This window comes from Rhizobium sp. SRDI943, assembly GCF_057653695.1.
The window spans coordinates 95,465-117,464 of the sequence record NZ_CM172787.1 but is presented as its reverse complement, the minus strand read 5'-3'; the positions used below and the strand labels follow the sequence as shown (position 1 = coordinate 117,464).

The window sequence follows — 22,000 nt, the reverse complement described above, 5'->3', positions numbered from 1 at the left end:
GGTTGCGTTGGTCCGCCGCGCCGGCAAACCGCTCGGCAAGCCAAATGCTGCGAACGGCGCCTCACCACCAGGAGCGGACGTCGCGCGGCTCTATGGACACGTGCGGGATCAGGCCGGTGAAGCGATGAGGAGACGGGTCTCACATGGCACCAGACATGAGCACGGTCCCTCGTCGCAGCACCACTGGTCTGCGCAAGTTTCTGGATCCTGAGCAGCAGCGCGATTGGATAGAAGGCGAGGCGGATTTGATCGACGCCGAAGAGCGCTCGGAGTCCCTGGAACAGCGGTTCAAATACGTCGCCCGGTACGAGAAGCTGCTTCGTCGCCCGCAGGCGCAAGACGTTCTGGAAATTCTCAGGGTATATGGGCAAACCTGCATCCCCATCCCTCGCAAGACCGAGCGTCACTACTGGTCGGTTTCTTGTCTGCCCTCGACCTCAGACAAGCCGCTCATCCGCGTCAATGCGAGCTGGATGGAGCTTTTCACGCTCTATGCCGACGGCGAGGGCCTGCGTGCACGATTCCTGGTGCATCTTTCGCATTTCACTACGGACCATTCACCCGCGCAGGGCGATGTCGACGAGCCTTTTCTCGAGCACTGCGTCACGACGCCCGAAGACGTCGGTTATTTTTTTCCGCGCGGCGAGGACATTTTCGGCATCACTGTGCGGGGCTCGGCCTCGATCCGCAAATTCCTCGCGGAGCGCCGCATCTTGCGCGCCATTCGGACTTTCAATGTGACGCACATGAACCGAGGTCGGAACGCCTATCAGGCGAGCCACTGCTACAGCCTGGCGGATACCATGCTGGCAGATTGATCTCTCCGGGATGCGCCCGGCACCCATCCGGGGTCTGACAGCGGTCGGTTCGATGCCGATCCTCCGGCGGATTCTTCAGCCGATCGAAAGAATGGCTGTGTGCGGCGACCGATGGACCGGAACCGAATCCTCATCCAATTTGCGGCAAAGATATCCATTGTGCGCAGCGAAACTCCCGTGCCTTCGCAAAGGCAATCCACCATTAACCTACCAGGCGCATAGACGATCTTTGGGATTTGTCGGTGCTGCGCGGCTTCATCAGCCACTGCGATACCGGCCCTCTTAATTCCGCCCGAATGAATTGAGGCGGTCTTCGATCACGGCGTAGGACCGCCGATGCCGTGAAGTTGCGCCATCCGTCATCGGCATTCGGTGATACGAGCGTACCAAACTGGCCATGACGGCTCTTCACACAACAGGAGCCTGTTCATATGCCTCGCAGCCAACCAACCAGACCGCAGATCGAGATCGTTGCCTGGCTCGCGATCTTCCTGCTTCTCTTCTGCCTATCTTGGCTCTTCCAATGGCATGAAGGGCTGGATGAGTTTATCGAGAAGCATCATGACTATCCGCTGGACCACGCGCTCCTCGCCCTGAATATCTCCGGGTTTCTCGGGCTCATCTATTCCGCGCTGAGGATCCGGGATCTTTCGAGGGAGGTTCATCGCAGGCTGCAGGCCGAAAAGAACGTAGACTGGATTGCCTGTCACGACACGCTGACCGAACTGCCTAACCGCAGATTTCTGGATTCCATATGCGCGCAGGCGATGAGCGATCAGAGGGCACAAGAGACCTATGCCGTGTTCAGCATCGATCTCGACGGCTTCAAGAAGGTCAATGATCTCCTGGGGCATGATCACGGTGATGCGGTGCTGAAGACTGTTGCTCAGCGGCTCTCTTCCCTCTTTCCCCGTGAGCGCGTTTTCCGCCTTGGAGGAGACGAGTTCGTTGTTCTGGCGCGGCGCACTGGAAATCCCGATCTTGTTGCGTTGGGGAACCGCATCGTGACCGTGATCGGCAAGCCGTTCACATTCAATGGTGTCGCCGTCGACCTCGGCGCCAGTGTCGGCTTCGCGCTTTTTCCGGAGAACGGCGATGACCTCGGTCAGGTCATTCGACATTCCGACTGTGCGATGTATGTCGCCAAAAAGCAGGGGCGCAATCTGGTGAAGCCCTTCGTGCCTTCGATGCAGGACGAGTTGGCGAAGCGGGTCCGGCTGGAAGCTGATCTGAGAGCAGCCATCAAGAAGGCAGAGATCGTTCCCTACTATCAGCCGCTCGTGGACCTGAAAACGAATAGGATTATCGGCTTCGAGGCCTTGGCACGCTGGAAGACGGCCTCCGGCGAATTCATCCCACCGAACGAATTCATTCCGGTGGCAGAGGAAGCCGGTCTGATCGTCGAATTGACAGACCAGCTGCTTCGCCACGCCTGCGCCGATGCGCTTTCCTGGCCAAATGAGCTCGTCCTGTCATTCAACCTTTCTCCGATCCAACTGAGCGACCGACTGCTGGGGCTTAGAATTCTCAAGATATTGGGCGATGTCGGTCTGCCGGCGCACAGGGTCGAGCTTGAGGTGACGGAGAGCGCCATCATCCAAGACGCCGTCACTGCGCGAATCGTCCTCGACGATCTGGTGAACGCCGGCGTCAGGATTGCTCTCGACGACTTTGGAACAGGTTATTCCAGCCTCTCACAACTATCCAACTACCGGTTCGATAAGATCAAGATCGACAGGAGTTTCGTCTCTTCATTCGAAACCAATGATAAGCAGGACAAGGTGATCAAGGCCATCATCGCTCTCGGTGCGGGACTTGGCGTGACGATAACCGCCGAGGGTATCGAAGAAGAGAGCCAGCTTCAGCGGCTTCAGGATCTGGGTTGCGACATCGGCCAAGGATATCTGCTTGGTAGGCCAGCCCCGGCCGCGGAGCTTGCCACAGATCACGTCAGCACTAGAATTTTGCAACGCGGTTGATGGGCCGCGGCGTGTCGGATTCAGCCGCGAGATGCTCGAGGCTGTCGTCGAACAAGCGCTGTCCACCTGGCCGACCGGCCGTCCATGCTCTCCGAAACATCATCTTAAAGCTTAAGAGAGAAGCACGCCGGCCGTCGTCGCCTCCGTGACATCCTCGGGTCAAGCGGCGCATCCAACGAAGCATCGTGCGGACGCTGACACCTCGCCAGCGCCCGGAGCGGCGGCGTTTAAGAGAGCCTCATCCTGAGGTGCCCCGCAGGGGCCTCGAAGGACGAGGCGGGTATTCCGGCGCCGGATCATGCAAGGAGCGGCGTTGCGGCGTGTCCTTCGAGGCGATCCTGCGGATCGCACCTCAGGATGAGGTATATTGGAGGGTGCCGCGGCTTAGCTCTCTCTTCTCCTCAACGGGGTCCGGGTTGGAGTGAGGGGGTCATCGGGACGAAAAGAGGGACCAACATCTGTCGACCCCCCGTTTTTGCCGACGCAGGCAACAGATCCCGATTCAGGTGTTCAAGCCGCCATCCACTGTGAGGATGGTGCCGGTGATGTGCCTTGCAGCAGGGCTTGCGAGGAAAGCCACAGCAGCCGCCACATCTTCCGGCTCGCCATAACGGCCAAGTGGGATCAGGGCACGCTGGAAATCGGCGAAGTCGCCATCGGCGGGATTCATATCGGTGTCGGTCGAACCCGGCTGAACGAGGTTTACGGTGATATCGCGAGATCCGAGTTCCCGCGCGAGGCCGCGGGTAAACGAGTGGAGCGCGGATTTTGTCATGTAATAGACCGTGCCGGTGTCGCCGACGATGCGTTCGGCGCCGACCGAGCCGATGGTGATGACGCGGCCTCCCGCCTGCAGATAGGGAATGGCGGCCTGCGAAGCGAGCAGAGGCGACCGCACATTGACATCCAGCAGCGCATCGATCTGCTCGACGCTGACGTCGGCGATCGCACCGTAAAGCGCGATTGCGGCATTGTTGACGAGAATGTCGAGACCGCCAAGTGCCTGGGCGGCCTCGTCGACCGAGCGCTTCACGGCCGCCGGATCGGCGCTGTCGGCCTGGATGGCAAGCGCTTTGCGGCCCTTGCCCTCGATCGCCCGGACGACTTCGGCGGCGCGATCGGCCGAACGCTCATAGGTTATGGCGACATCCGCGCCTTTGTCGGCAAGCGCCAATGCGATGGCGGCACCGATGCCACGCGAGCCACCTGTGACCAGGGCACGCTTTCCAGCCAGTTCTGTCATGATCTTCTCTTTCTGTAGTGATCGACACATAAATAGCTAGGCACGTTGCGATGGGGTGTCAATGGGTTTATATAATGATCGATGCAGAAATCGGATGAGATGTCGAACGTCGATGAAAGCCCGACCCGCGGGCGCGGACGGCCGCGGGCGTTCGATCGGGAAGCAGCCTTGGCGCAGGCCACCCGCCTGTTCTGGATCAAGGGCTTCGAGGCGACCTCGATCGCCGACCTCACCGAGGCGATGGGGATCGGATCGCCGAGCCTTTACGCGGCCTTCGGTTCGAAGGAGGCGCTCTATGCCGAGGCGCTGCGCCACTATCGCGACAACAACGAGGCGCTCGTCTGGGGAGGCTTCTTTTCCGCGGGCACGGCCCGTGAGGCGGTGAGGTCGTTTCTGATGGATTCGGCCGCTGCCCTGACCGGCTGTGTCGTGGATATTCCCCGCGGCTGCATGGTGGCGCTCTCTTCGGTCGGCAGCGAGGGCCATGTGGAACTCGGCGAACTCGTGCGAGCCGCCCGCGCCGTCACGCTCGACCGGCTGAAGCTGCGCCTGAATAAGGCGATATCAGCAGGCGAAATTCCGGCCTCGACCGACGTCCACGCACTCTCCCGTTTCGTCCAGACAATTCAGAACGGCATGTCGATCCTGGCCCGCGACGGAGCGACCCGCAGCGAACTGGAGGCAGTGGCCGAGCTGGCCATGCTGGGTTGGGACACTCGAACCGGGGCTGCTGAGCGCAGGCAAGGCTGATCGCGTTTCGAATATCGTTACGCGAACGCTCATGTGCTTTGGTCAGTCGGTCGCGGAAGTTTGGTAGGATCGCCGGCGCGTGCCGCTGCCCCTCATCCGGCTGCCGCCACCTTCTCCCCGCGCGCGGGGAGAAGGGCATATGCCGCGACCTCTCCGTTCCCCACCAACCTCTCGCAGGGCACGTCCCCTCGTCCCGTTTTTACGGGGAGAGGGTTAGGGTGAGGGGCAGCCATTCGCGCGAACCGTCCCATCAGGACGACGCCGGCGGGAAGCGGTTACGGGAAGGTCTTCGTGACCTCAATGGTTCCGACGATCGCCGCGTTGAACTGATCCATCTCCTCGGCAGGTATCCAATATTCGAGATGCGCCCGGCCGCCCGCTTCCTGAACCGCATGGCCGTCGAGGTAATCCTTTCTTACGTCAAACTTCGTGACGAAGCCCGACCCGCTCCTCAGCACATTCCAGTCGCGCGCGATCTTGACGGCATAATCTTCCGACAGCACGGGATAGAAGATCGGTTGATCGGGCAAGCGCGGCGGAAATCCGCGCATGTCGAGATCGCGAATAAGCGCCAGTTCCTCAGGCCCGACCGGACGCCACAGGGTAATAGTTTCGATATCTTCGCTCATCTTCGTCTCTCTGCGGTAATCCGACAGTCTCGCGGCGAGCCTATCTTCGGGCGTCATTCAAAACCGGCGATCTTCAGAGACAGGCAAACCAATGCCGTGCTCCGGCGCGTGCTGCGCCCCTCATCCGGCTGCCGCCACCTTCTCCCCGTAAACGGGGCGAAGGGGATATGCCGCGCCCTCTCCGTTCCTCGCCAGCCTCTCGCGGGACACGTCCCCTCGCCCCGTTTACGGGAAGAGGGTTAGGGGGAGGGGCAGCCATTCGCGCCAACCGTCCGGAAACCGCTTCACACTTCCGGCATCATGTCCTGAACGGTCAAATCTCCCCAGCCGACGGCCCCCAGACGTCCGTCAGCGCAAAACCGTTCGGATGCGGATCGAACGGGTCGAGCGCTACCTGGGTCAGGCCGAAGGTGAAGCCGCGGCCGGTGATGGTGGGGATGACGGCGGGGCGGCCGGCCACCTCCGTCACTGCCTGCAGCCCGACTTCGAATTCGGAGCCGATGATCGACTTCGAGGTGAAGGTGTCGCCGACCTTGGCCTTGCCGCGGGCATAAAGCGTGGCGAGATTGGCGGAGTTGCCGGTGCCGCAGGGCGAGCGGTCGGCCCGGCCCGGCCACATGGTGGTGCAGGTGCGCACCGTGCCATCGACTTCGGTATCGCGGAACATGACATAGGCGACGCCCGAGATCGCCGGGATCTCGGGATGGACGACCTTGATGTCGCGGTTGATCAGCTCCTTGAGGATCATGCCGGCCTGGACGAGGCCGGCGGCATTGGCCTTCTCGATCGTCAGACCGATCTGGCTGACATCAACAAGCGCATAGAAGATGCCGCCATAGCAGATATCCGCCTTGATCCTTCCCCAATGCGGCGTGTCGATTGCGACATCGAGCTCATGCACGAAGGAGGGCACCATGGTGAGCCTGACCTTTTCGCAGCGCCCGTCGCGGCAGGTCGCCGTCGCCTTGACGAGACCGGCGGCGGTTTCGAGTGTGACTGTTGTCTCCGGCTCCTTCATTTCGACGATGCCGGATTCCAGCAAGGCCGTGGTGACGCAAATCGAGTTCGAGCCGGAGCTCGCATGCGCCTGGTCGGGCTGCAGGATGATGAAGGCGGCGTCGGCCTCCGGGTGCCGTGCCGGCAGCAGCAGGTTGACCGAGCCGATCGGCGCGCCGCGCGGCTCCAGGCAAAGGAAGCGGCGCAGTTCGTCGCCCTTCGGATCGGTGTTCAGCCAATGCAGCTGGGCGGCGATGGTCTCGCCGGGGATCTTCGGCACGCCGCCGATCGCGACGCGGCCGATCTCACCTTCGGCGTGGACATCCAGCAGCTGGATCGTGCGCTTCCATCTCATATCGAAAACTCCAGATCAGACGTGACGGGTGACGCCGCCATCGACGCGGATATTCTGGCCGGTGATATAACCCGCGCCGTCGGAGAGCAGGAAGGCCGCGGTCTTGGCGATCTCCTCCACATGGCCGATGCGCTTCATCGGCACCTTCTCGGCGGTCTCGGGCTTGTGGTTGAGACTATCGATATAACCCGGCAGGATGCAGTTCATGCGGATATTGTCGGCCGCATAACGATCGGAATAAAGCTTGGTGAAGGCGCCTGCAGCGGCGCGATAGGTGCAGGAAACCGGGAAGACCAGCGACGGCTCATAGGCCGCAAAAGTGGTGATGTTGACGAAGGCGCCCTTGCCCTGTTTCAGCATGACCGGCGTCACCAGGCGGGCCATGCGCACCAGCGACAGGATCATCATGTCGGAACCGAGCGTCCAGTTCTCGTCTGAAATATCGAGCAGGTCGCCCTTCGGCGGATGGCCGCTCAGGTTGACGACGGCATCGATGCGGCCATAGGTCTTCATCGTCAGGTCGAAGATCGCCTTGAGATCCTCGGCCTTTTCGGCCACGCCGCGCGAAGCGACGCCGCCAAGTTCAGCCGCCAGCTTCTCGCAGCTTTCCGAAGGCGACATCAGCGCCAGCCGATAGCCCTGGGCGGAGAGCTCGCGGGCGATCGCCTCGCCCATGCCGCGGCCGCCGCCGGTGATCAGCGCTACGGGTTTGGTGGTATCGGACATCGGGGCCTCCTAATAACGGTCTATGCGGAACGGGGTCATATCGAGGGATGGTTTGAGCCCGGTCACCATATCGGCGATCACCAGCGCTGTCGTTGCCGAAAAGGTCAGGCCGAGATGGCCGTGGCCGGTCGCATAAAAAACGCCGGGCAGTTTCGACGACGGCGAAATGATCGGGATCGTATCGGGCAGCGCCGGACGGTGCCCCATCCATTCCGTCGTCTCCTCGACCTTCAGGCCGGGCAGCGCGCGCTGGGCATGGCGCACCAGCACCCGCGGACGGCGGAAATCGGGCGCGGCATCGAGGCCGGCGAGCTCGACATTGCCGCCAACCCGGATGCCGCCCGCCGTCGGCGTCACCATGAAGGCGCGATGCGGCCAGATCACCGAATAACGCATCGCGATGCCGGGCTTCATGATCTGCGTGTGATAGCCGCGCTCAGTTTCGAGCGGGATCGGCTCGCCGAGCTTTTCGGCGAGGAAACGGGTGTGGACGCCGGCGGCAAGCACGACCGAACCGGCCTCGATCCGCCTGCCATCCTCGAGGAGAACGACGGCCGTGCCATCGCCCCTGCGCTCGATATTCCTGACAGTGCCGGAGACGAAGGTCGTGCCCGCAGCCTTTGCGGCATCGGCGAGTTTGACCACCAGCTTGTAGGGGTCGCGGATCGACTTGTTGTCGGGGAGCAGTACGGCTTTGGCGATCGCCGGTGACAAAGTGGGTTCGTAATGTTGGATGGCGCCGTTGCTCAAAACCTCGAATTCGAGGCCGTAGCGCTGCATCATGGCGAGATGGCCACGGTCGGCGGCAAATTCCGCCTCGGTCTCGTAGATCGCGAGACAACCCTCCTCGGTCATCAACTCGGGTGCGCCAATCGCCTGGAGCATATGCCTGAAATCGCCGAGCGCCCGGTTCGACAGGCGCATGCCGGCATCCTCGATCTCTCGGAGCCGCGAGGGCCGGCCGGCAGCGAGGAAGCGCAGGAACCAGGGCAGCATCCTGGCGGCATAGGAGGGCCGCAGCCAGACGGGACCTTCCGGATCGAGCAGCCAGCCGGGGATCTTCTTCCAGGTCGAAGGGCCGGAACCGGCGGCAAAATCGAGCGCGATGCTCGCCATATTGCCGAAAGAGGTGCCGCGACCCGGCTCGCCCTTGTCGATCAGCGTCACATCAAACCCGCGCCGCTGCAGCTCGAAAGCGATCGAGGCGCCGATCACGCCTGCGCCGACGACCGCTACCGTCTTCTTCGTCTCATCCGCCATGCCATCAACCCATCGCACGGCAGACAAAATTGCCGTCGTGAATCTGATATATCACATCAAGATGTGATGCCTAGAGAATTTCCGTTTTTTCCGAATCACGGAAATTCTCTATTTCTTTGTTTTTTTCGCAATTCCGAAACGCAAAACCGCTGTGCACTTTTGCTGGAATTGCTCTGTGGAATTTTTACTGGCTTGCCGGCAGGCCGGCGCCGACGCTGTCGCCGACCGAACCGACGGTATTGTTCATCGACTGGCCGAGACGTTTCAGCTGGGCATCGTAGTTGCGCCGGGTGCGCGGATCGAAGATCGCAATCGGCGTGCTGACGGCGACGCTGACGGCACTTCCGGCGGTCTGGGCAGCCCCCATCGCCACGGCGCCGACGGCCTCGCCGAGGCCGACATTGGAATCGGTGATCGTCTGGCCGGCAATCAGCCGGTCGCCGATCAGCTTCACCACTTCGGGGCTTTCGGCGAACTTGCCGTGGTTCAGCCGGTCGCCGCCCTTGAGCTTGGTGAGGTCGAGCACGGTGATGCCGGCCGCTTCGAGCTTGCTGCGATAGGGTTCGACGGAAGGATCGATCTGGCCGAGCCGGTCGACATTGCCGGAGATGCGCCGCGACAGCGCCAAAGCGCGATCGTCCTGCGAGACGAAGATGGTGAAGTGCGGCCTTTCCTTGCCGAGGCTGGCGAACTGGCGGCCGAAAACGTCGACATCGAGATCCGGCGAAGCGAGGATGACATTGTTGATCTTCGAGGCGACATGACCGTTGCGGATCGCCATCTGCCGCAGCGCTTCGACGGTGAGCCAGGTGCCCATCGAATGGGCCATGATGGTGACGTCGCTAACGGCGGGATTTGCGGCGGTGCGGGTCAACAATTCCTCCAGCGCGTCGCGGGAATAGTTGGTGCTTTCCTTGTCGTAATTATAATCGAAGATGCTGCCGCGCGAAGGCCAGGTGAAGACGACGGGCGCAACGTCGGCATGCGAATCGTGGACGATCTGCGCGAAGCGGTAGACGGCATCCTCATAACGATTGTTGAAGCCGTGGACGAAGACCAGTACGCGGCGGCTCTTCGGCATATGGGACTTCAGCCACGTCTCGCCGGCCCGCTCGCCTTCCAGCGGATCGACAGAAACGGTGACGAAATCGCGCAGCGGATCGGCCGGCAGGCGGCTTGGCCATTGCACCTGGCCGACCTTGCGATTGGCTTCCGGCGGAATGGAGACGTCGACGGCATTGACGGCAAGCCCGGTGCCGCGTTCGCCGGAGAAAAGCACGGCGGGATTGTCGTCGGCAGCGCGCGTCGTCGCGACGAGCAGGTCGACCTTGGAGGTGCCGGGGGCCGCGGTGCCGGCCGCCTGCATGACACCGACCGGCCTGCCGCCGCAGCCGGCGAGCGCCATCGTTGCAATCAGAAGACCTGTCAGAGCCGCGGGCAAGCCGCCTCTTTTGCCGATCATGACCAAACTCCAATCGGTTCACGCACCGGACAGGCGGCGCCCGTTCAAATAGTCCGACGAGGCTTGCCGAGTCAAACCGCGGGCGGTGGAAGCCTTTGTTTTGCGCAATCCCTCGCGAAAACGCAGGACTGGCGTTGCGCGGATCGGCAACCGATCGATTTCGATTTAGGGCGGAAGATTTGGGGAGAAAAGAAAAAAGCCCGACGCGGGAGGAGGTGCGCCGGGCTCTTGATCCTGACTGACAACTGGGAGGAGGAGTGTTGTCAGTCCGATGTAAGAGCGCTGGGAGGAGGAGTGCGCTGCTTACGAAGATAGTAATAGCCAATTCTTTTGATTCGGAATAGCGAAAATACCGCAATGCAGCAATGCGCTAGATGCAAGGCTTGCCCTCAAAATAACAGGTATCCGCCTCATTTTGCAGCATGTTTGACCAGATGGTCAAAATTATGCCGAAAATTGTGGCCCTCTCGGATCGCCGATAGACTCGCCCCTCATCCGCCTGCCGGCACCTTCTCCCCGCTCGCGGGGCGAAGGGGATATGCCGCACCCTCTCCGTTCCCCACCACCCATCGCACCATCGCAGGGCACGTCCCCTCGCCCCGTTTTTACGGGGAGAGGGTGAGGGTGAGGGGCTGCCATCGGCACAGACATCTTTCGCCGGTTTGCCCGTCAAGCAGCCTTGAAGACTTTGCTGCCCTCGGCGTCGAGGGCGGAGAATTCCTCGTCTGACAGCGCGATATCAACCGCCGCCACGTTTTCCTCAAGATGCTTGACCTTGGAGGTGCCGGGGATCGGCAGCATGACCGGGCTGCGCTTCAGCACCCAGGCGAGCGCGATCTGGCTGGGTGCGGCATTGTGCTTTTTGGCGATCGTATCGAGCAGCGAGCCGGGCTTGGCGAGATCGCCGGCGGCGAGCGGGTACCAGGGGATGAAGCCGATATTGTGCTTGGTGCAATAATCGAGCACGTCCTCGCTGGTGCGATCGACGAGATTGTAGCGGTTCTGGACGGTCGCGACCTTGAAGTGCTTCGAGGCGGCCTCGATGTCGGCAACGGACACTTCGCTGAGACCCGCATGGCGGATGAGGCCGGTATCGAGCAGCGATTTGATCGCATCGAACTGTTCCTTGGCCGGCACCTTCTGATCGATCCTGTGCAGCTGCCAGAGATCGATCTGCTCGACGCCGAGATTGCGCAGGCTCTTATGCGCCTGCTGGATCAGGTATTCCGGACGTCCCACAGGCAGCCAGATATCGGGTCCGTGGCGGGTCAGGCCGCCCTTGGTGGCGATGACCGACTTGCCGCCATAGGGATGCAGCGCTTCCTTGATCAGCCATTCGGAGACATCGGGGCCGTAGGAATCGGCCGTATCGATAAAGTTCACGCCGAGTTCCGGCAGGCGCTTCAGCGTACGGATGGATTCGGCATGATCGGAAGGCTCGCCCCAGATGCCCTTGCCGGTGACGCGCATGGCGCCGAAACCGAGACGATTGATCTCGATATTGCCGCCGATCTTGAAGGTGCCTGACTTTGCTGCGTTGTAATTGGACATGGTCTTTCCTCTCTTATCAATCAATCATTGAAATTCGGTGGAACGGTCGGAGGCGGTTAAACAGCGGCGGCACGAATGCCGAGGCTTTCGGAGATGCCTTCGAGCGCGAATGTCTGCCCTGATCGAAAGCGATGCCCGGCATGGTGATGATCCGCCTATCGCGGGATCAGCAGAATGTGGCCGCTACGACGCTTGCAGATATAGGACGGCCCAGTCCCGATAACAGGGCCCGATGACAGGGATGAGTGGAAACATCGACATCGAACCGACGCATCGGGCGAGCGCAGTGATCCTCAGGCGGGCTGGGTCAAAGCCTGGTCTTCGCCTCGTCGCCGAATTCCGCCAGCATCTTCCAGAGGTCGGCGAAGATCTCCCGGGCGAAATCCTCAAGCGAGGCGCCCGGCGGGCGCTGCTGCCAGAGTTCCGCCCCGACGCGCAGCGCACCGATGACGACGGCCGCAAGGACGCGCATGCGGGGCCGCTCAAGCGGATCACCTCCCTTGCGCAGCAGCAGCGCCTCGGCGAGCTTCTGTTCGAGCCTGGCGTATTTCAGCTGGTCGCGGGCCTTCAGCGCCGGCGTGCGATGGATGAGTTCGCCAAGCGCCAGGCCAGGCTCGTCGACGGCAGCGATGACGGTTGCCGTGATCGCCGCCTCGACGGCGGCGACCGAGGATTCTGCCGCCGGCCTTGCGGCGACCGCCGCCATCAAGCGATCGGCGAAGGCATCCTGCCAGGCGAAAACCACCTCTTCCTTGGAGGGGAAATAATCGAAGAAACTGCGCTTGGATACATCGGCCGCCTCGGTGATGTCCTCGATCGTCGTGCCCTCAAAGCCGCGCTGCAGAAAGAGGGACATCGCCGCATGCTCAATGCGCTCGCGCGTCTGCCGCCGCTTGCGTTCCCGCCTGCCTTCGGTTGTCTCCGTCCGCTTGTTCTCAGCCATTCCGGCCCGGCATCATCGTTCAGCCGCCGGTTTCGTTGGAAAAGGCGGCGACGTCGTCGATTTCAGTCTCGCTCTGGCGATAGCTGATGCGCTCGCGCGACAGTTCCAGCGGCTTGCGGCGTGAAATCCTGTAGACGGAGGCCGGCGGCAGGTTGCGCACCGTGCCGCCGATGCGCACCGCCTTCAGGCCGAGACGATCGAGGATCGGCCGCGGCACCGGGCAGCGCGGACCATAGGTAAACTGATAAATGGCCCCGCCCGGGCGCATATAGGCGAAGGCGCCGGCCATGATCGAGGCGATCTTGCGGGGCGACATGGAGAGCAGAGGCAGGCCGCTGACGACTGCGCCGACCGGTTCGCCCTCGAAAATATCGGCATGGGCGAGATGGGCGGCATCCATCTGCAACACGCGCGCCGTCGGGAACCGTGCCTGCAGCGAGGTGATGAACTCCGGGCCGTACTCGATCAGGGTCAGATCCGCTTCGCTGACGCCGCGCGCCAGCAGCGCCCGGGTGAAGACGCCGGTTCCCGGGCCGAGTTCGATGATCGGACCGTCGAGTGCGGCAATTTCACTGGTCATGATCCTGGCAAGCGAATCCCCCGACGGCGCGATGGCCGCGACCCGAAGCGGGTTGCTGATCCAGGAGCGGAAAAAATGCAGGAAATCGGAGCATGCGGCCTTTGCAGTCATGACTATCCCACCTGTCTGAAATTCGATTGATTATAAAATGCGACCATCGCGGCGAGCATGGCAATTCCAAGGCAGACGCGTCAATCGCTCTTGGCTGCGGCTTTTCGCAACACCCACTGTCACCAGTTTGCATGATTCTGTACTTATTGCATTTTTGCATTCGATGCAACATTTTCCAAACGGGCGACAATGGACCCAGCGCAACCAGTCACCCCGCATGCGAAAGGGCGACCCTGAGGCCGCCCCTTCAGCCCATTGCGGGCCGCTCACGATCGCGAAAACGCCGAAGCGCCTTGTCAGTAGTTGCAGCTAGAGCTGCTCGTCGGGTTGAAGCCGAGCTTGCAATCCTGGTTGAGCGGCTTCTTCGGGTTCATCATATAATGTGTCGAGCCCGTGGTTTCCGAGGCGCGCTCGCCGATCGAACCGGTGGTGCGCCTGTTGTGCTCAACCTTGGTTTCCTGTTGGGCAACCGGACGCGTCGTCGCACCCTGCTCCGTCGCGCTCGACTGAAGGGGAGCTGCCGTTGCCGAGAAGGCCGAGAGGCCGAGAATTGTGCCGAAGGCAGCGGCCATCAGGCCGTTCTTGAAAGTCGTGGTCATCATCGTCTCCTTGGGAGGATTCGGGGAATTTACGCCCCGGAGTTAGGAAGGCGATCTGTCACATACTACGGTGCGAAAGCAGAGGTCACGGACATGTGAGCGGCGGCCCGATCGAGAAAAAGGCGGCTCATCGCCGCCTTTTTCATTTGCCGGCTCAATAGCCGTTATCGCAAGGCATGCTACCGGGACCGATCGATCCAGAAAACGTAGGGTTGCACATTTCCGGAGCTGCCGGCCTGTTCACCGGCGGGCGGACGATGGAGCCTGTGGTGCCGGCCTCGACGCCGAAAGCAGCAAGCGGATACCAGTAGCCATCGGAATGGCGGCGGGTGCCGGGGCGCTCGGTGCGGAAACCTTGATAGCCATGCCAGGACCCGGGATGTGGTTTATATTGCACCATTTTCACGCCCGAGACAGCAGGCGGCCGAACCGCCTGGGCGGGCGCCGCCTGCGCGGGGATGATCGATGTGAGGGCGAGAAGGGCGCTAAGCGCGACGGTGGAAGGGGCAAGTCTGAGCATTTTCATGATAAACCCTCCTTACTGGATTTATCTCGAGAGAATGCCTTTCCCGCGTGCGGAGTTCCGCCGTTGCCTGCAGCTTCCAAAACTCGTGATTGCAGGCGATCCGGCGTGACTAAATCGCCGAAAAACGTGAAAAGTCGCGATCAGGAAGAGGGCTCAAACGGCGCTGGTGAGGAAAGCTGAATTCTCTGTTCTCAATTCGCGTATAATGTCCGGTAGCCCTGGCCGGAGAGGCAGGCGACATATTGGCGATGGGCGGCGGCGCGCGCTATCGTTTCGGCCTCCAGCTCATCGGCCCCGGCATATCCGGTCAGTTGGGCGCGCAGCTGATACTGCTTCCTTGCCTCGTCATACATGGCGTTGCCGTCGGTCATGCAAATGCCGTGCGCAACAACAGGCGGATTGACCGGCACGCCGACCGCCAGGAGTACGGGATCATTGGCATGGTCGATGCAGCCGCCAAGGGCCGTCATCATCGCCAGGGCAGCCAGAGCCCGAAAAATTCCCACCGTCATGCATTCCTCCGGCTGAAGCGCCTCAAAGATCATCAAACCTGCGGATACATCAGGAAGGTTGCGCGAAACTAGGCTGACGGCTTGCCTCAATTCCGGCCGGACGGCGCCGCCCGTCCCAGAGATGTTTAAAATATTTCTAAAATAGTATATTAATGCTTACTTATAGTCGTAGACGTTAATCTTTCAGGAGGGAAGGATTATGGCTTCGCCGTGGGTAAACGACGCGCTGTCGCACGCACAATCTGCGTTTTCCGGCAACAGCAACACAGATATCCTTGAGGTTGGAGGCGGCTCCCGCACGCATATCCCCTTGAAAGGTGCGAGATATACCGTCGTTGATATCTCCAAGGAGCAGCTGGAGAAGAACAGGGACGCGGCCGAGCGGATCCTCGGCGATGCTCAAACCATCGACTATGGAGATCGTCACTTCGACGCCTGCGTCTTCTGGGACGTTCTCGAGCATTTGGAAAGCCCGCGCTCTGCCTTGTTGAGAGCCCATGACACCCTGTCTCCCGGTGGTCTGGTGTTCGTCAAGGGTCCGATCCTGAACTCAGCCAAGGGGATCTTCACCGATCTGACGCCCTGGTGGACCCACGTCTTGTTTTATCGCTACGTTCTCAGGCAGAAAAACGCCGGAAAGCCGGGCTACGCCCCATTCCGCGTCGAGCACGCCGCAGAGGCATCCCATTCGGAGATTGCCGGGACATTGAAGGACCTCGGCATGGATGTCGTCTTCGTCGGCGAATATGTGTCGACACAGGTGCACGCGCTCAAGGACCGAATTCCCCCACTTTATTGGCTCTATGAAGCTTTCGGCCTTCTGCTTCGCACGACTTCGGCTGGGAAGATCGGGGGGCGGGAGACGGAGTTCCTGATCGTGGCAAAGTGCCTTCGTTAGGGACAGCCCCACCAAGATCTATATAGCACTTCGGAATCCCGAAATTGGTTGCGGCATTGAAATCATTGCCTGTTTCTTCACCTGCGCAGCTCACGAAGCGCGGCGAATTTCGGAATCCCGAAGCGGGGGGATTTCGGGATTCCGAAGTGGGGTTTTTTTCTTCCTGCCGACGCGTCCGCGTTTGTCGGCGGCAATCTTGCGGTCGGTCTCGGACCATTTCCGGCACCTTTCCGCCGTGCATCGCTTCCACTCGTCGGTGGGCGGCGCACCTTCATGGTCACCGACAAAAGTCAGCGTGAACCGGTTGGGATGCGCGACACCGCTGCCCGCCCGGCCGCGGCGAACTTTTATCAGCCCCTTATATTCGAGCTCATCGATCGCATCGGCCACATATTCGCCGGTCACGCCGTAAGACACGAACTGAGGATGGGTCACGACAAGCTTGCCGTTTTCCAAGGCGGCGTGCGACGTGTGCTCGATGACGATGCGGAAGAAGGCGCGGCAGGCATTCGCACTCAATGTCGTGAAGGCCGCAGATTCCAGCAACTGAATGGTGAACCATTGCCAGCGAAGACTGCCGTCATCCATGCCGCTCGGCGGAGCGGTATGCCTGCGCACCATCGCCCGCGTCTTTCCTTGACTGGTTCGGCTTTTGTCGCGAGGGTTGAATTCCGCCATCAGCCCCTCGCCCGTGTTGTCGATCGGTATCCGCCCGCCCTCCGGAGCCTGTTGCGGGAACTCCGTTCATGCCGCGCGTGACGGCCAAAGCTCGTCCACACCATCACCTGACCTCGGAGAAAAAATTTGCTCAACATCTAACAGTCCGTGGTTGCAATTGCGGCAAACCTAGCGCAAGAACGATCCGTGAACTAGGAAAATATTCTTAGTTATGATCTTCTATTATCCAGTCCCTTCTGATAGGATCCCTGCAATGAATCTCGGGGGTAGAAGCGCGATGCGAATAAGCTGTATGGGGGAGAAGAGCGTGGCCGTTTGCGTCCGGCGATTGTTGGCATTGATTTCGATCGTGCTGGGAAGCGCCGTCCAGGCTTTTTCCTGCGATCAGCCGATTGTCATATCCAATTGGTCGTTCTGTGCGCTCGCCAACGTGAGCGAAGAGGGCGGCGACGCTGATTGGAAAGTCGTTCCTGCCTGGACTCGCGAGAAAGCCATAAGCGCGTATTTCGGAAACGATCCGCGGCTCCTAGCAAACCACGGACTTTGCAACGCCAAATTCCATCACGTCGTACTCTGCCAGCCGGGATGGCAAACGGGCAACCCGGATGAGTGCTCATATCTGGTTTGCAGCGGCTATTACTCATCTTTGGTCGGGAAGGAAGAAAGGGAAGACTATTTGAGAGACCACCCGACCGCTCAATAGTTTTTCCCTTCGCTGCCTTGGTGAGACTGGAGCGGCCGACGAGAAGTGCTTATCGTTGATCTCCCGATCTCCATCTTGAAAACCTGAAGCAGTTTCGCGCAAAACGATTATCACAGTGTCGGTACTACCCATCCTCTTCGTCAGCCAATCAGCTCGCGGCCGGCAGCCGGAAGGCGCCGCTGGCGGAACAGTTGAGAGTTCCCGGGGCGAAGATTCTCGTCCGGTTACGCCCATGAGGGCGCCAGCTGTGTAAAGGCGGGCTTCAATCTTTCACTTCAGAAATCAGACGTATCAGAGTTCCATCATTCGCCGCAGCGCTAATTGCCGTTGCGATCTGCCGGAGCGGTCCACGCGCGACGAGCATCTCTGGCGGAGGAGGTTTTCCGGGACCCGGATCGATAAAGGCCGAACACAGGTGATCCGAGTCGCGCATCGCCATGAATGATGTGGCGACAATCGCTTCGCCGCAGGCGGCGCATCGGAGAATGTAGGAACCGCGGTGGACGATCGATTCTGTTTTGTCCAATCCGCAGGACGGGCAGGCCAACATATCGGTCATTGCTTCACCCCAGCCTGAGCACGCAGCTTATGAGGCAGCCGCCAGAACCACTGCGATCGCGAGCAGCAAGGGACCCATCCACTTGAAATGGCGAATCAACGGTGGCCGGCTGGCCGGCTTGCCTGGATATGGCAGATAACCAAAGCCGACTGATGTCATCCACAGGCCGGCGCAAAACATGATGATTTCATCAATATAGGCTGCGATCATGACTTTCCTGCCTTCGGAAGGGCTCGACGATATCTCCGTCTCCGCGCCCGATGCCACTCATCCTACCCATCAGCACGGCCAGACGGAAGAGAAGAGTGGAGCTGAGAGATTAAACTTGGGGTAGCATAATTACTTCGAATCCCCTAGGCATTCGAAACTCGCAACGCGCCAATCCGCGACAGCCACTCTCTCGGGAAAATATTCCGTGCACAACGCCAAATTCATTCGCCACGCTGCCGTCTCCGCATGCGTCGCTTTTGCGGCATTTCAGGCCGGGCAGGTTCTGGCCGATTCGGCCAATGACAAATTCTTTGACGCAGCCCTTTGCAAACCACCCTATACGATGACATCGGCAATGAAGGTCTATGATGTCGTGGAAGCTTTGGCCAAGCCGGACACGTCATCCTTGGGCGCGGCGATCTACAAACTCCCGAACCAGATAGGCCGCGACGGCTTTAAATCGACCGAGGTTTTCTTTGCAAGCAACGCGGTCGGAATTTTGGTCGAGGGCGAACGCGCCGACGATCTGGCCGCAAAATACGGTTTGAAGCCGGAGACCTCGGATCTACTGGGCACATCCACCAAGGGCTATTCGCGCGAGCTGCCGGCAGATCTGCAGCCGGAACCAGGAATGGCCGGGCCTGGAAAGGTCTCCATCGTTGCCCGCCAAGGCAACGCCTTGCCAGGAAAGACATTGCTGGCGTGTGAATTCGTTCAGGAGTTCTAGGCGTCGCATGCAAATGCGCGGTTATATTCGACTGCGGGTTTCATTGCTTCGAGGGCTCACACAGAGACTGTCGTGGGGGCGGCCATGAGTTTCCGGGCAAGACATGGGTCCTATAAGGCGGGCGACGATGTCCTCGCTGCTGGAGAAACTATCTCGTTCACCCGCTCACCTCGCCACGCTGGATGAACCGCGCTATGTGAGCAGCCTATAGAGAGCACGCAGCGGAGGTGCTGAGATCATGCAAACCATTTGGAAGAAGCCGGTGACGCTTGCCCTTGAAGGGCCGGATCAGTGGGTGGTGATCCAGACGACCCAGGCCGCGACATGGGCGCTGGTCGAAGACTGGCCGACCGAAGAGGGTCCTGCCTTGGATAGAGCCTGTGCGGTTTGCGCCGATGTGATGTCGGGCAAACGAAACCGGGAAGAGGCGCGGCAGGCGTTCATCGACGCTGCGATCGAAGCCGGAATCCCGATTAAGGAATGAGGCCACGACCCGTGCGGCGCCTATCTGGCGCTGGAAGGCGAGCGATCATCTCGGCCCGCCATCCAGCGTGATGATGCAGAGATTATGCGCGATCAGCCATCATAATGGCCCGACAATGCCGCGTCCGCAGACTTGACCACCACGGCCAGATTGACGCCCTTTGTCACGATTGCCCCGGTTGCTCGAAGGTCGGTTACCGCTTTCAGCCCGCCCGACTTGGGAGACGGAAGAGGCACCACCGTGCCGGCGTCCAGATCAGCGACCCAGAGATCATCGTCGCCTTCAACACTAATAACAACAACTCTAGCCATGCTTTTTCCCTCTTCTAATGATTGGTGTTTAAAATCCAGCTTTCTTCAGGCCTTCTCGGTAAAGATCCTTATGCCATTGCTCCTTACTCGGAACCGCAGACAGCCATTTGTCCACGTCGAAGTCCGGATTGACTTCGCGAAACCTCCTGACGAAGATCCGCGCCTTGTCCTGATGGCCCAACATGGCCCAGCTTGCGGCCGCTAGCCTGTCGGCCAAACTGGCATCGGCCATCTGCCCAATGTAATCCAGCGAAGCTTCGAATTCGCCAAGGGCATAATTTGCGCCGGCAGCGGTCCAGAAATAGGTGTCGGGGCTGAGCGGGTTCAGCTCGATTGCCCGCTCGATCTTTCGCAAGGCGATGGCAGGGAGCGAACAATGAACCAAAGTGTCGGCGTAGTCGGCAATAACATCCGCATAGTGCGGGGCGAGGCTCTCCGCCACTTCCATTGCCTCGGCGCTTTCGTCAAATGCACCCTGCAACAATTTCGCCACGCCGAACTCGCGATATCCATCGGCAAAATCCGGACGCGTTTCGGTGGCCTGCTTTGCCAAGGTCTCCGCCGTTTTCAACAGATCGATATCACCCCGCGCGGTCAACAGCCATTCCTTGGAGTAAGTCCGCGCCATTGAACTCAGCGCCGGTGCGAAATCGGGGCTGAGGCTGAGCGCGGCTTTCATCTCCTTGCGCGCACGCCGTAGATTCGGAAGCGTCAGCCGCGCCAGATGCCGCCTGCCAACGAGATATCGATGGTAAGCCGCCGGGTTCAAATCCTCGCGCAACGCCTCATGGCGCTCGATTTCGCTGGATATGGAAAGAGCAATCCGTCGAGAGACAGTCCTCCTGTCTTTGACAAGATCCCGATGATCAAGGCTGAACCTCTCTGCCCAGACAATTTGATTCTGGTCAAAAAAGATCAGTTGGGCGAACAGGGTGACGTCATCGCCCGCATTGCTGATCCGAGTGTCGAGAATGTAATTGACGTGATGTCGTTCAAAGAAGGCCTTCTGGGTCTCCATGTGGTGGCCAATTTGCACCGCCGAATATGGGGCTATGACCTGCAGGCTGTTGAAGGCGCAAAATCCAATCGTGATATCCTCCACCAAAGACGCAGCTAAAAAACCGGCTTGGGGATGAATGGATTGATTTCTGGGTGGAAGCAGCACCAGGCGAGGAATTGCAATGCTGACGTCCTCGGGCTCAAGGGAAGCAGCGGTTACGTGTTTTTCCCTTGACGGCACTAACGCCGGGCGAACGGGTTTTGTGTCAGCACCGTCGGATGCGCCGCGTACCGCGATCCCTCGCGAAATCGAATTGCGCCGCTGTTCGAAATAGGTCCGAAGCGATTCAACCTCTTCCTCCGCCTTGAATATCTCTATCAGCAACTGCAGCGTATCCGGATCCTTCGGTTCCGTCCGAAACAGGATAATGGCGGCCTTTCGCAGGAGTTCTGATTCCGCTCTCGACTGCGCTCGTCGCGATACCGTTTTCAATGTATTTGCGAGAAGGTCGATATGGCATTTTTCGCGCTCGGCAAGCCACTGTTGAAACTCGCGGCTGTGGCAGTGAACCGGCCCCAGAAAGGGTTGGTTCAGCAGCTTCACAAGATGTTTAAGCAGAGAGAACGACGCGACCGCTTCGTCGGTCTCGGATAGCAGGAGGTCGGAAGACAAGGACTTTCGGTCGAGAGAGACCATGTTGCCCTGGGATGAGAGAATGTTTATTCCGAGTTCGGCTTGACGGGCCTTCACTCTCGAAATCAGCTTACGCAACGTCGAAAGCGCAACGTCCCTATCGGCATCGCCCCACAGAAAACGCGCCAAGGTCGTTCGATCCGCCGAACTTTCACCGGTCGTCAACAAATAGACGAGAAGCAGCAAACCTTTCTCGGGAAAGGCGACGAGGCTCCCCTCCCCGTCAACGAGCTGCAACCTACCAAAGGTGTTTAGAACAAAAGCCATTTTGCCTTTACGTCACCACGTACCCGGGTATTCACATGAAAAGTGAAATGCACGCACTGCAATAATAAAGTCGCGAATTCGTTATGCGGCGGGCACCTTGTCCCAATGTCCTACGAAATTCAATATGCGCGAGAGACGCAAAGGTTGCGTTATGCTTGAGATCCTCGCCATTGCGAATAGATTTTTCGCAAACCAGCTTATTGCCGGTTAGCTTTAGAATAATTCTATATGTAATATCGTTTTCCGAAACACCTGCGATAGCGGTGTTTAGGCATTTTCCGCGGGGTTGAAGATATCCTTAGGCAAATTACTGCAAAGCCAAAAACCCAAATCAATCAATCGAGCAGCGCTGCTCGCTCTGTTGCTAATGAAACTTCCACCTGATCGCCCGAACGAAGGATAGCGTCGGCAAAGCACCTGGAACGGCAAA

Annotated in this window: 24 protein-coding genes; 7 read left to right on the top strand and 17 right to left on the bottom strand. The window is 59.9% G+C overall.

Annotated elements, in window-relative coordinates; translation table 11 throughout:
- The first annotated feature begins 143 nt into the window (after nt 1–143).
- Nucleotides 144–818, top strand: a complete 675-nt coding sequence (locus tag AC245Y_RS00620) for a hypothetical protein (RefSeq protein WP_017995912.1) — start codon at nt 144–146, stop codon at nt 816–818.
- Between the two features lie 431 nt (nt 819–1,249).
- The gene (locus tag AC245Y_RS00615; RefSeq protein WP_012755857.1) at nt 1,250–2,797 is read left to right on the top strand and encodes a putative bifunctional diguanylate cyclase/phosphodiesterase; all 1,548 of its coding nucleotides are present in this window, start codon (nt 1,250–1,252) and stop codon (nt 2,795–2,797) included.
- A gap of 502 nt (nt 2,798–3,299) precedes the next feature.
- On the opposite strand, the gene AC245Y_RS00610 is transcribed toward AC245Y_RS00615, so the two are convergent.
- On the bottom strand, nt 3,300–4,040 hold the full coding sequence (locus tag AC245Y_RS00610) for an SDR family NAD(P)-dependent oxidoreductase (protein ID WP_012755856.1): 741 nt from the start codon (nt 4,038–4,040) through the stop codon (nt 3,300–3,302).
- Nucleotides 4,041–4,121: 81 nt separating this feature from the next.
- Here AC245Y_RS00610 and AC245Y_RS00605 point away from each other — a divergent pair, with 81 nt between their 5' ends.
- Nucleotides 4,122–4,790, top strand: coding sequence for a TetR/AcrR family transcriptional regulator (locus AC245Y_RS00605; RefSeq protein WP_017995911.1), 669 nt, complete (start codon nt 4,122–4,124; stop codon nt 4,788–4,790).
- 275 nt (nt 4,791–5,065) lie between these two features.
- Here the strand turns inward: AC245Y_RS00605 and AC245Y_RS00600 are convergent, their stop codons facing one another.
- The 11 genes from AC245Y_RS00600 to AC245Y_RS00550 all read right to left on the bottom strand — a co-directional run bounded on the left by AC245Y_RS00600 (nt 5,066) and on the right by AC245Y_RS00550 (nt 15,040).
- Nucleotides 5,066–5,419 carry a hypothetical protein gene (locus AC245Y_RS00600; protein ID WP_026157559.1) on the bottom strand — a complete coding sequence of 118 codons (354 nt, stop codon included), beginning with the start codon at nt 5,417–5,419 and terminating at the stop codon, nt 5,066–5,068.
- 313 nt (nt 5,420–5,732) lie between these two features.
- Nucleotides 5,733–6,770, bottom strand: coding sequence for a 4-hydroxyproline epimerase (locus tag AC245Y_RS00595; protein ID WP_017995909.1), 1,038 nt, complete (start codon nt 6,768–6,770; stop codon nt 5,733–5,735).
- A gap of 15 nt (nt 6,771–6,785) precedes the next feature.
- Complete coding sequence (locus AC245Y_RS00590; RefSeq protein ID WP_017995908.1) at nt 6,786–7,496, bottom strand: SDR family oxidoreductase; 711 nt, start codon at nt 7,494–7,496, stop codon at nt 6,786–6,788.
- A gap of 9 nt (nt 7,497–7,505) precedes the next feature.
- Nucleotides 7,506–8,756: an NAD(P)/FAD-dependent oxidoreductase gene (locus AC245Y_RS00585; protein ID WP_026157558.1), complete on the bottom strand. Its 1,251-nt coding sequence runs from the start codon at nt 8,754–8,756 to the stop codon at nt 7,506–7,508.
- Between the two features lie 184 nt (nt 8,757–8,940).
- Entirely contained in the window at nt 8,941–10,218 is a 1,278-nt protein-coding gene (locus tag AC245Y_RS00580; protein WP_012755850.1) for an alpha/beta hydrolase, read from the bottom strand.
- 669 nt (nt 10,219–10,887) lie between these two features.
- Complete coding sequence (locus tag AC245Y_RS00575; protein ID WP_017995906.1) at nt 10,888–11,769, bottom strand: aldo/keto reductase; 882 nt, start codon at nt 11,767–11,769, stop codon at nt 10,888–10,890.
- 307 nt (nt 11,770–12,076) lie between these two features.
- Complete coding sequence (locus AC245Y_RS00570; RefSeq protein WP_012755848.1) at nt 12,077–12,712, bottom strand: TetR family transcriptional regulator; 636 nt, start codon at nt 12,710–12,712, stop codon at nt 12,077–12,079.
- Between the two features lie 19 nt (nt 12,713–12,731).
- Nucleotides 12,732–13,403 carry a class I SAM-dependent methyltransferase gene (locus AC245Y_RS00565; RefSeq protein ID WP_012755847.1) on the bottom strand — a complete coding sequence of 224 codons (672 nt, stop codon included), beginning with the start codon at nt 13,401–13,403 and terminating at the stop codon, nt 12,732–12,734.
- 296 nt (nt 13,404–13,699) lie between these two features.
- Complete coding sequence (locus AC245Y_RS00560; protein WP_017995905.1) at nt 13,700–14,002, bottom strand: hypothetical protein; 303 nt, start codon at nt 14,000–14,002, stop codon at nt 13,700–13,702.
- A 154-nt stretch (nt 14,003–14,156) separates the two neighbouring features.
- Nucleotides 14,157–14,528 carry a hypothetical protein gene (locus tag AC245Y_RS00555; RefSeq protein WP_012755845.1) on the bottom strand — a complete coding sequence of 124 codons (372 nt, stop codon included), beginning with the start codon at nt 14,526–14,528 and terminating at the stop codon, nt 14,157–14,159.
- 191 nt (nt 14,529–14,719) lie between these two features.
- Entirely contained in the window at nt 14,720–15,040 is a 321-nt protein-coding gene (locus tag AC245Y_RS00550; protein WP_012755844.1) for a hypothetical protein, read from the bottom strand.
- 199 nt (nt 15,041–15,239) lie between these two features.
- On the opposite strand from AC245Y_RS00550, the gene AC245Y_RS00545 reads away from it, so the two are divergent.
- Nucleotides 15,240–15,938: a class I SAM-dependent methyltransferase gene (locus AC245Y_RS00545; protein ID WP_012755843.1), complete on the top strand. Its 699-nt coding sequence runs from the start codon at nt 15,240–15,242 to the stop codon at nt 15,936–15,938.
- Between the two features lie 90 nt (nt 15,939–16,028).
- On the opposite strand, the gene AC245Y_RS00540 is transcribed toward AC245Y_RS00545, so the two are convergent.
- The gene (locus AC245Y_RS00540) at nt 16,029–16,616 is read right to left on the bottom strand and encodes a hypothetical protein (protein ID WP_012755842.1); all 588 of its coding nucleotides are present in this window, start codon (nt 16,614–16,616) and stop codon (nt 16,029–16,031) included.
- A 211-nt stretch (nt 16,617–16,827) separates the two neighbouring features.
- Between AC245Y_RS00540 and AC245Y_RS00535 the strand changes: the two genes are divergently transcribed.
- Nucleotides 16,828–17,319 carry a hypothetical protein gene (locus tag AC245Y_RS00535; protein ID WP_017995903.1) on the top strand — a complete coding sequence of 164 codons (492 nt, stop codon included), beginning with the start codon at nt 16,828–16,830 and terminating at the stop codon, nt 17,317–17,319.
- 262 nt (nt 17,320–17,581) lie between these two features.
- Here AC245Y_RS00535 and AC245Y_RS00530 read toward each other — a convergent pair whose 3' ends face one another.
- Complete coding sequence (locus tag AC245Y_RS00530) at nt 17,582–17,878, bottom strand: hypothetical protein (RefSeq protein WP_017995902.1); 297 nt, start codon at nt 17,876–17,878, stop codon at nt 17,582–17,584.
- 27 nt (nt 17,879–17,905) lie between these two features.
- A complete protein-coding gene (locus AC245Y_RS00525; protein ID WP_012755839.1) occupies nt 17,906–18,088 on the bottom strand; it encodes a hypothetical protein in 183 nt (60 codons plus the stop codon).
- A 205-nt stretch (nt 18,089–18,293) separates the two neighbouring features.
- On the opposite strand from AC245Y_RS00525, the gene AC245Y_RS00520 reads away from it, so the two are divergent.
- Both AC245Y_RS00520 and AC245Y_RS00515 read left to right on the top strand, forming a co-directional pair.
- On the top strand, nt 18,294–18,815 hold the full coding sequence (locus tag AC245Y_RS00520; RefSeq protein WP_017995901.1) for a hypothetical protein: 522 nt from the start codon (nt 18,294–18,296) through the stop codon (nt 18,813–18,815).
- Nucleotides 18,816–19,053: 238 nt separating this feature from the next.
- Nucleotides 19,054–19,299, top strand: a complete 246-nt coding sequence (locus AC245Y_RS00515; protein WP_012755837.1) for a DUF982 domain-containing protein — start codon at nt 19,054–19,056, stop codon at nt 19,297–19,299.
- A gap of 92 nt (nt 19,300–19,391) precedes the next feature.
- Here the strand turns inward: AC245Y_RS00515 and AC245Y_RS00510 are convergent, their stop codons facing one another.
- Together AC245Y_RS00510 and AC245Y_RS00505 are read right to left on the bottom strand one after the other, a co-directional pair.
- A complete protein-coding gene (locus AC245Y_RS00510) occupies nt 19,392–19,610 on the bottom strand; it encodes a hypothetical protein (protein ID WP_012755836.1) in 219 nt (72 codons plus the stop codon).
- A gap of 28 nt (nt 19,611–19,638) precedes the next feature.
- Nucleotides 19,639–21,570, bottom strand: coding sequence for a membrane protein (locus AC245Y_RS00505; RefSeq protein ID WP_017995900.1), 1,932 nt, complete (start codon nt 21,568–21,570; stop codon nt 19,639–19,641).
- Nucleotides 21,571–22,000 lie beyond the last annotated feature (430 nt).

Bases quoted from the DNA above. Each gene is read 5' to 3' on its own strand.
- AC245Y_RS00615 (WP_012755857.1), top strand. From the start codon at position 1,250: ATGCCTCGCAGCCAACCAACCAGACCGCAGATCGAGATCGTTGCCTGG.
- AC245Y_RS00600 (WP_026157559.1), bottom strand. From the start codon at position 5,419: ATGAGCGAAGATATCGAAACTATTACCCTGTGGCGTCCGGTCGGGCCT.
- AC245Y_RS00570 (WP_012755848.1), bottom strand. From the start codon at position 12,712: ATGGCTGAGAACAAGCGGACGGAGACAACCGAAGGCAGGCGGGAACGC.
- AC245Y_RS00515 (WP_012755837.1), top strand. From the start codon at position 19,054: ATGCAAACCATTTGGAAGAAGCCGGTGACGCTTGCCCTTGAAGGGCCG.
- AC245Y_RS00580 (WP_012755850.1), bottom strand. From the start codon at position 10,218: ATGATCGGCAAAAGAGGCGGCTTGCCCGCGGCTCTGACAGGTCTTCTG.
- AC245Y_RS00505 (WP_017995900.1), bottom strand. From the start codon at position 21,570: ATGGCTTTTGTTCTAAACACCTTTGGTAGGTTGCAGCTCGTTGACGGG.
- AC245Y_RS00605 (WP_017995911.1), top strand. From the start codon at position 4,122: ATGCAGAAATCGGATGAGATGTCGAACGTCGATGAAAGCCCGACCCGC.
- AC245Y_RS00590 (WP_017995908.1), bottom strand. From the start codon at position 7,496: ATGTCCGATACCACCAAACCCGTAGCGCTGATCACCGGCGGCGGCCGC.
- AC245Y_RS00550 (WP_012755844.1), bottom strand. From the start codon at position 15,040: ATGACGGTGGGAATTTTTCGGGCTCTGGCTGCCCTGGCGATGATGACG.
- AC245Y_RS00530 (WP_017995902.1), bottom strand. From the start codon at position 17,878: ATGACCGATATGTTGGCCTGCCCGTCCTGCGGATTGGACAAAACAGAA.
- AC245Y_RS00535 (WP_017995903.1), top strand. From the start codon at position 16,828: ATGATCTTCTATTATCCAGTCCCTTCTGATAGGATCCCTGCAATGAAT.
- AC245Y_RS00540 (WP_012755842.1), bottom strand. From the start codon at position 16,616: ATGGCGGAATTCAACCCTCGCGACAAAAGCCGAACCAGTCAAGGAAAG.
- AC245Y_RS00585 (WP_026157558.1), bottom strand. From the start codon at position 8,756: ATGGCGGATGAGACGAAGAAGACGGTAGCGGTCGTCGGCGCAGGCGTG.
- AC245Y_RS00595 (WP_017995909.1), bottom strand. From the start codon at position 6,770: ATGAGATGGAAGCGCACGATCCAGCTGCTGGATGTCCACGCCGAAGGT.
- AC245Y_RS00610 (WP_012755856.1), bottom strand. From the start codon at position 4,040: ATGACAGAACTGGCTGGAAAGCGTGCCCTGGTCACAGGTGGCTCGCGT.
- AC245Y_RS00620 (WP_017995912.1), top strand. From the start codon at position 144: ATGGCACCAGACATGAGCACGGTCCCTCGTCGCAGCACCACTGGTCTG.
- AC245Y_RS00560 (WP_017995905.1), bottom strand. From the start codon at position 14,002: ATGACCACGACTTTCAAGAACGGCCTGATGGCCGCTGCCTTCGGCACA.
- AC245Y_RS00510 (WP_012755836.1), bottom strand. From the start codon at position 19,610: ATGGCTAGAGTTGTTGTTATTAGTGTTGAAGGCGACGATGATCTCTGG.
- AC245Y_RS00565 (WP_012755847.1), bottom strand. From the start codon at position 13,403: ATGACTGCAAAGGCCGCATGCTCCGATTTCCTGCATTTTTTCCGCTCC.
- AC245Y_RS00545 (WP_012755843.1), top strand. From the start codon at position 15,240: ATGGCTTCGCCGTGGGTAAACGACGCGCTGTCGCACGCACAATCTGCG.
- AC245Y_RS00525 (WP_012755839.1), bottom strand. From the start codon at position 18,088: ATGATCGCAGCCTATATTGATGAAATCATCATGTTTTGCGCCGGCCTG.
- AC245Y_RS00575 (WP_017995906.1), bottom strand. From the start codon at position 11,769: ATGTCCAATTACAACGCAGCAAAGTCAGGCACCTTCAAGATCGGCGGC.
- AC245Y_RS00555 (WP_012755845.1), bottom strand. From the start codon at position 14,528: ATGAAAATGCTCAGACTTGCCCCTTCCACCGTCGCGCTTAGCGCCCTT.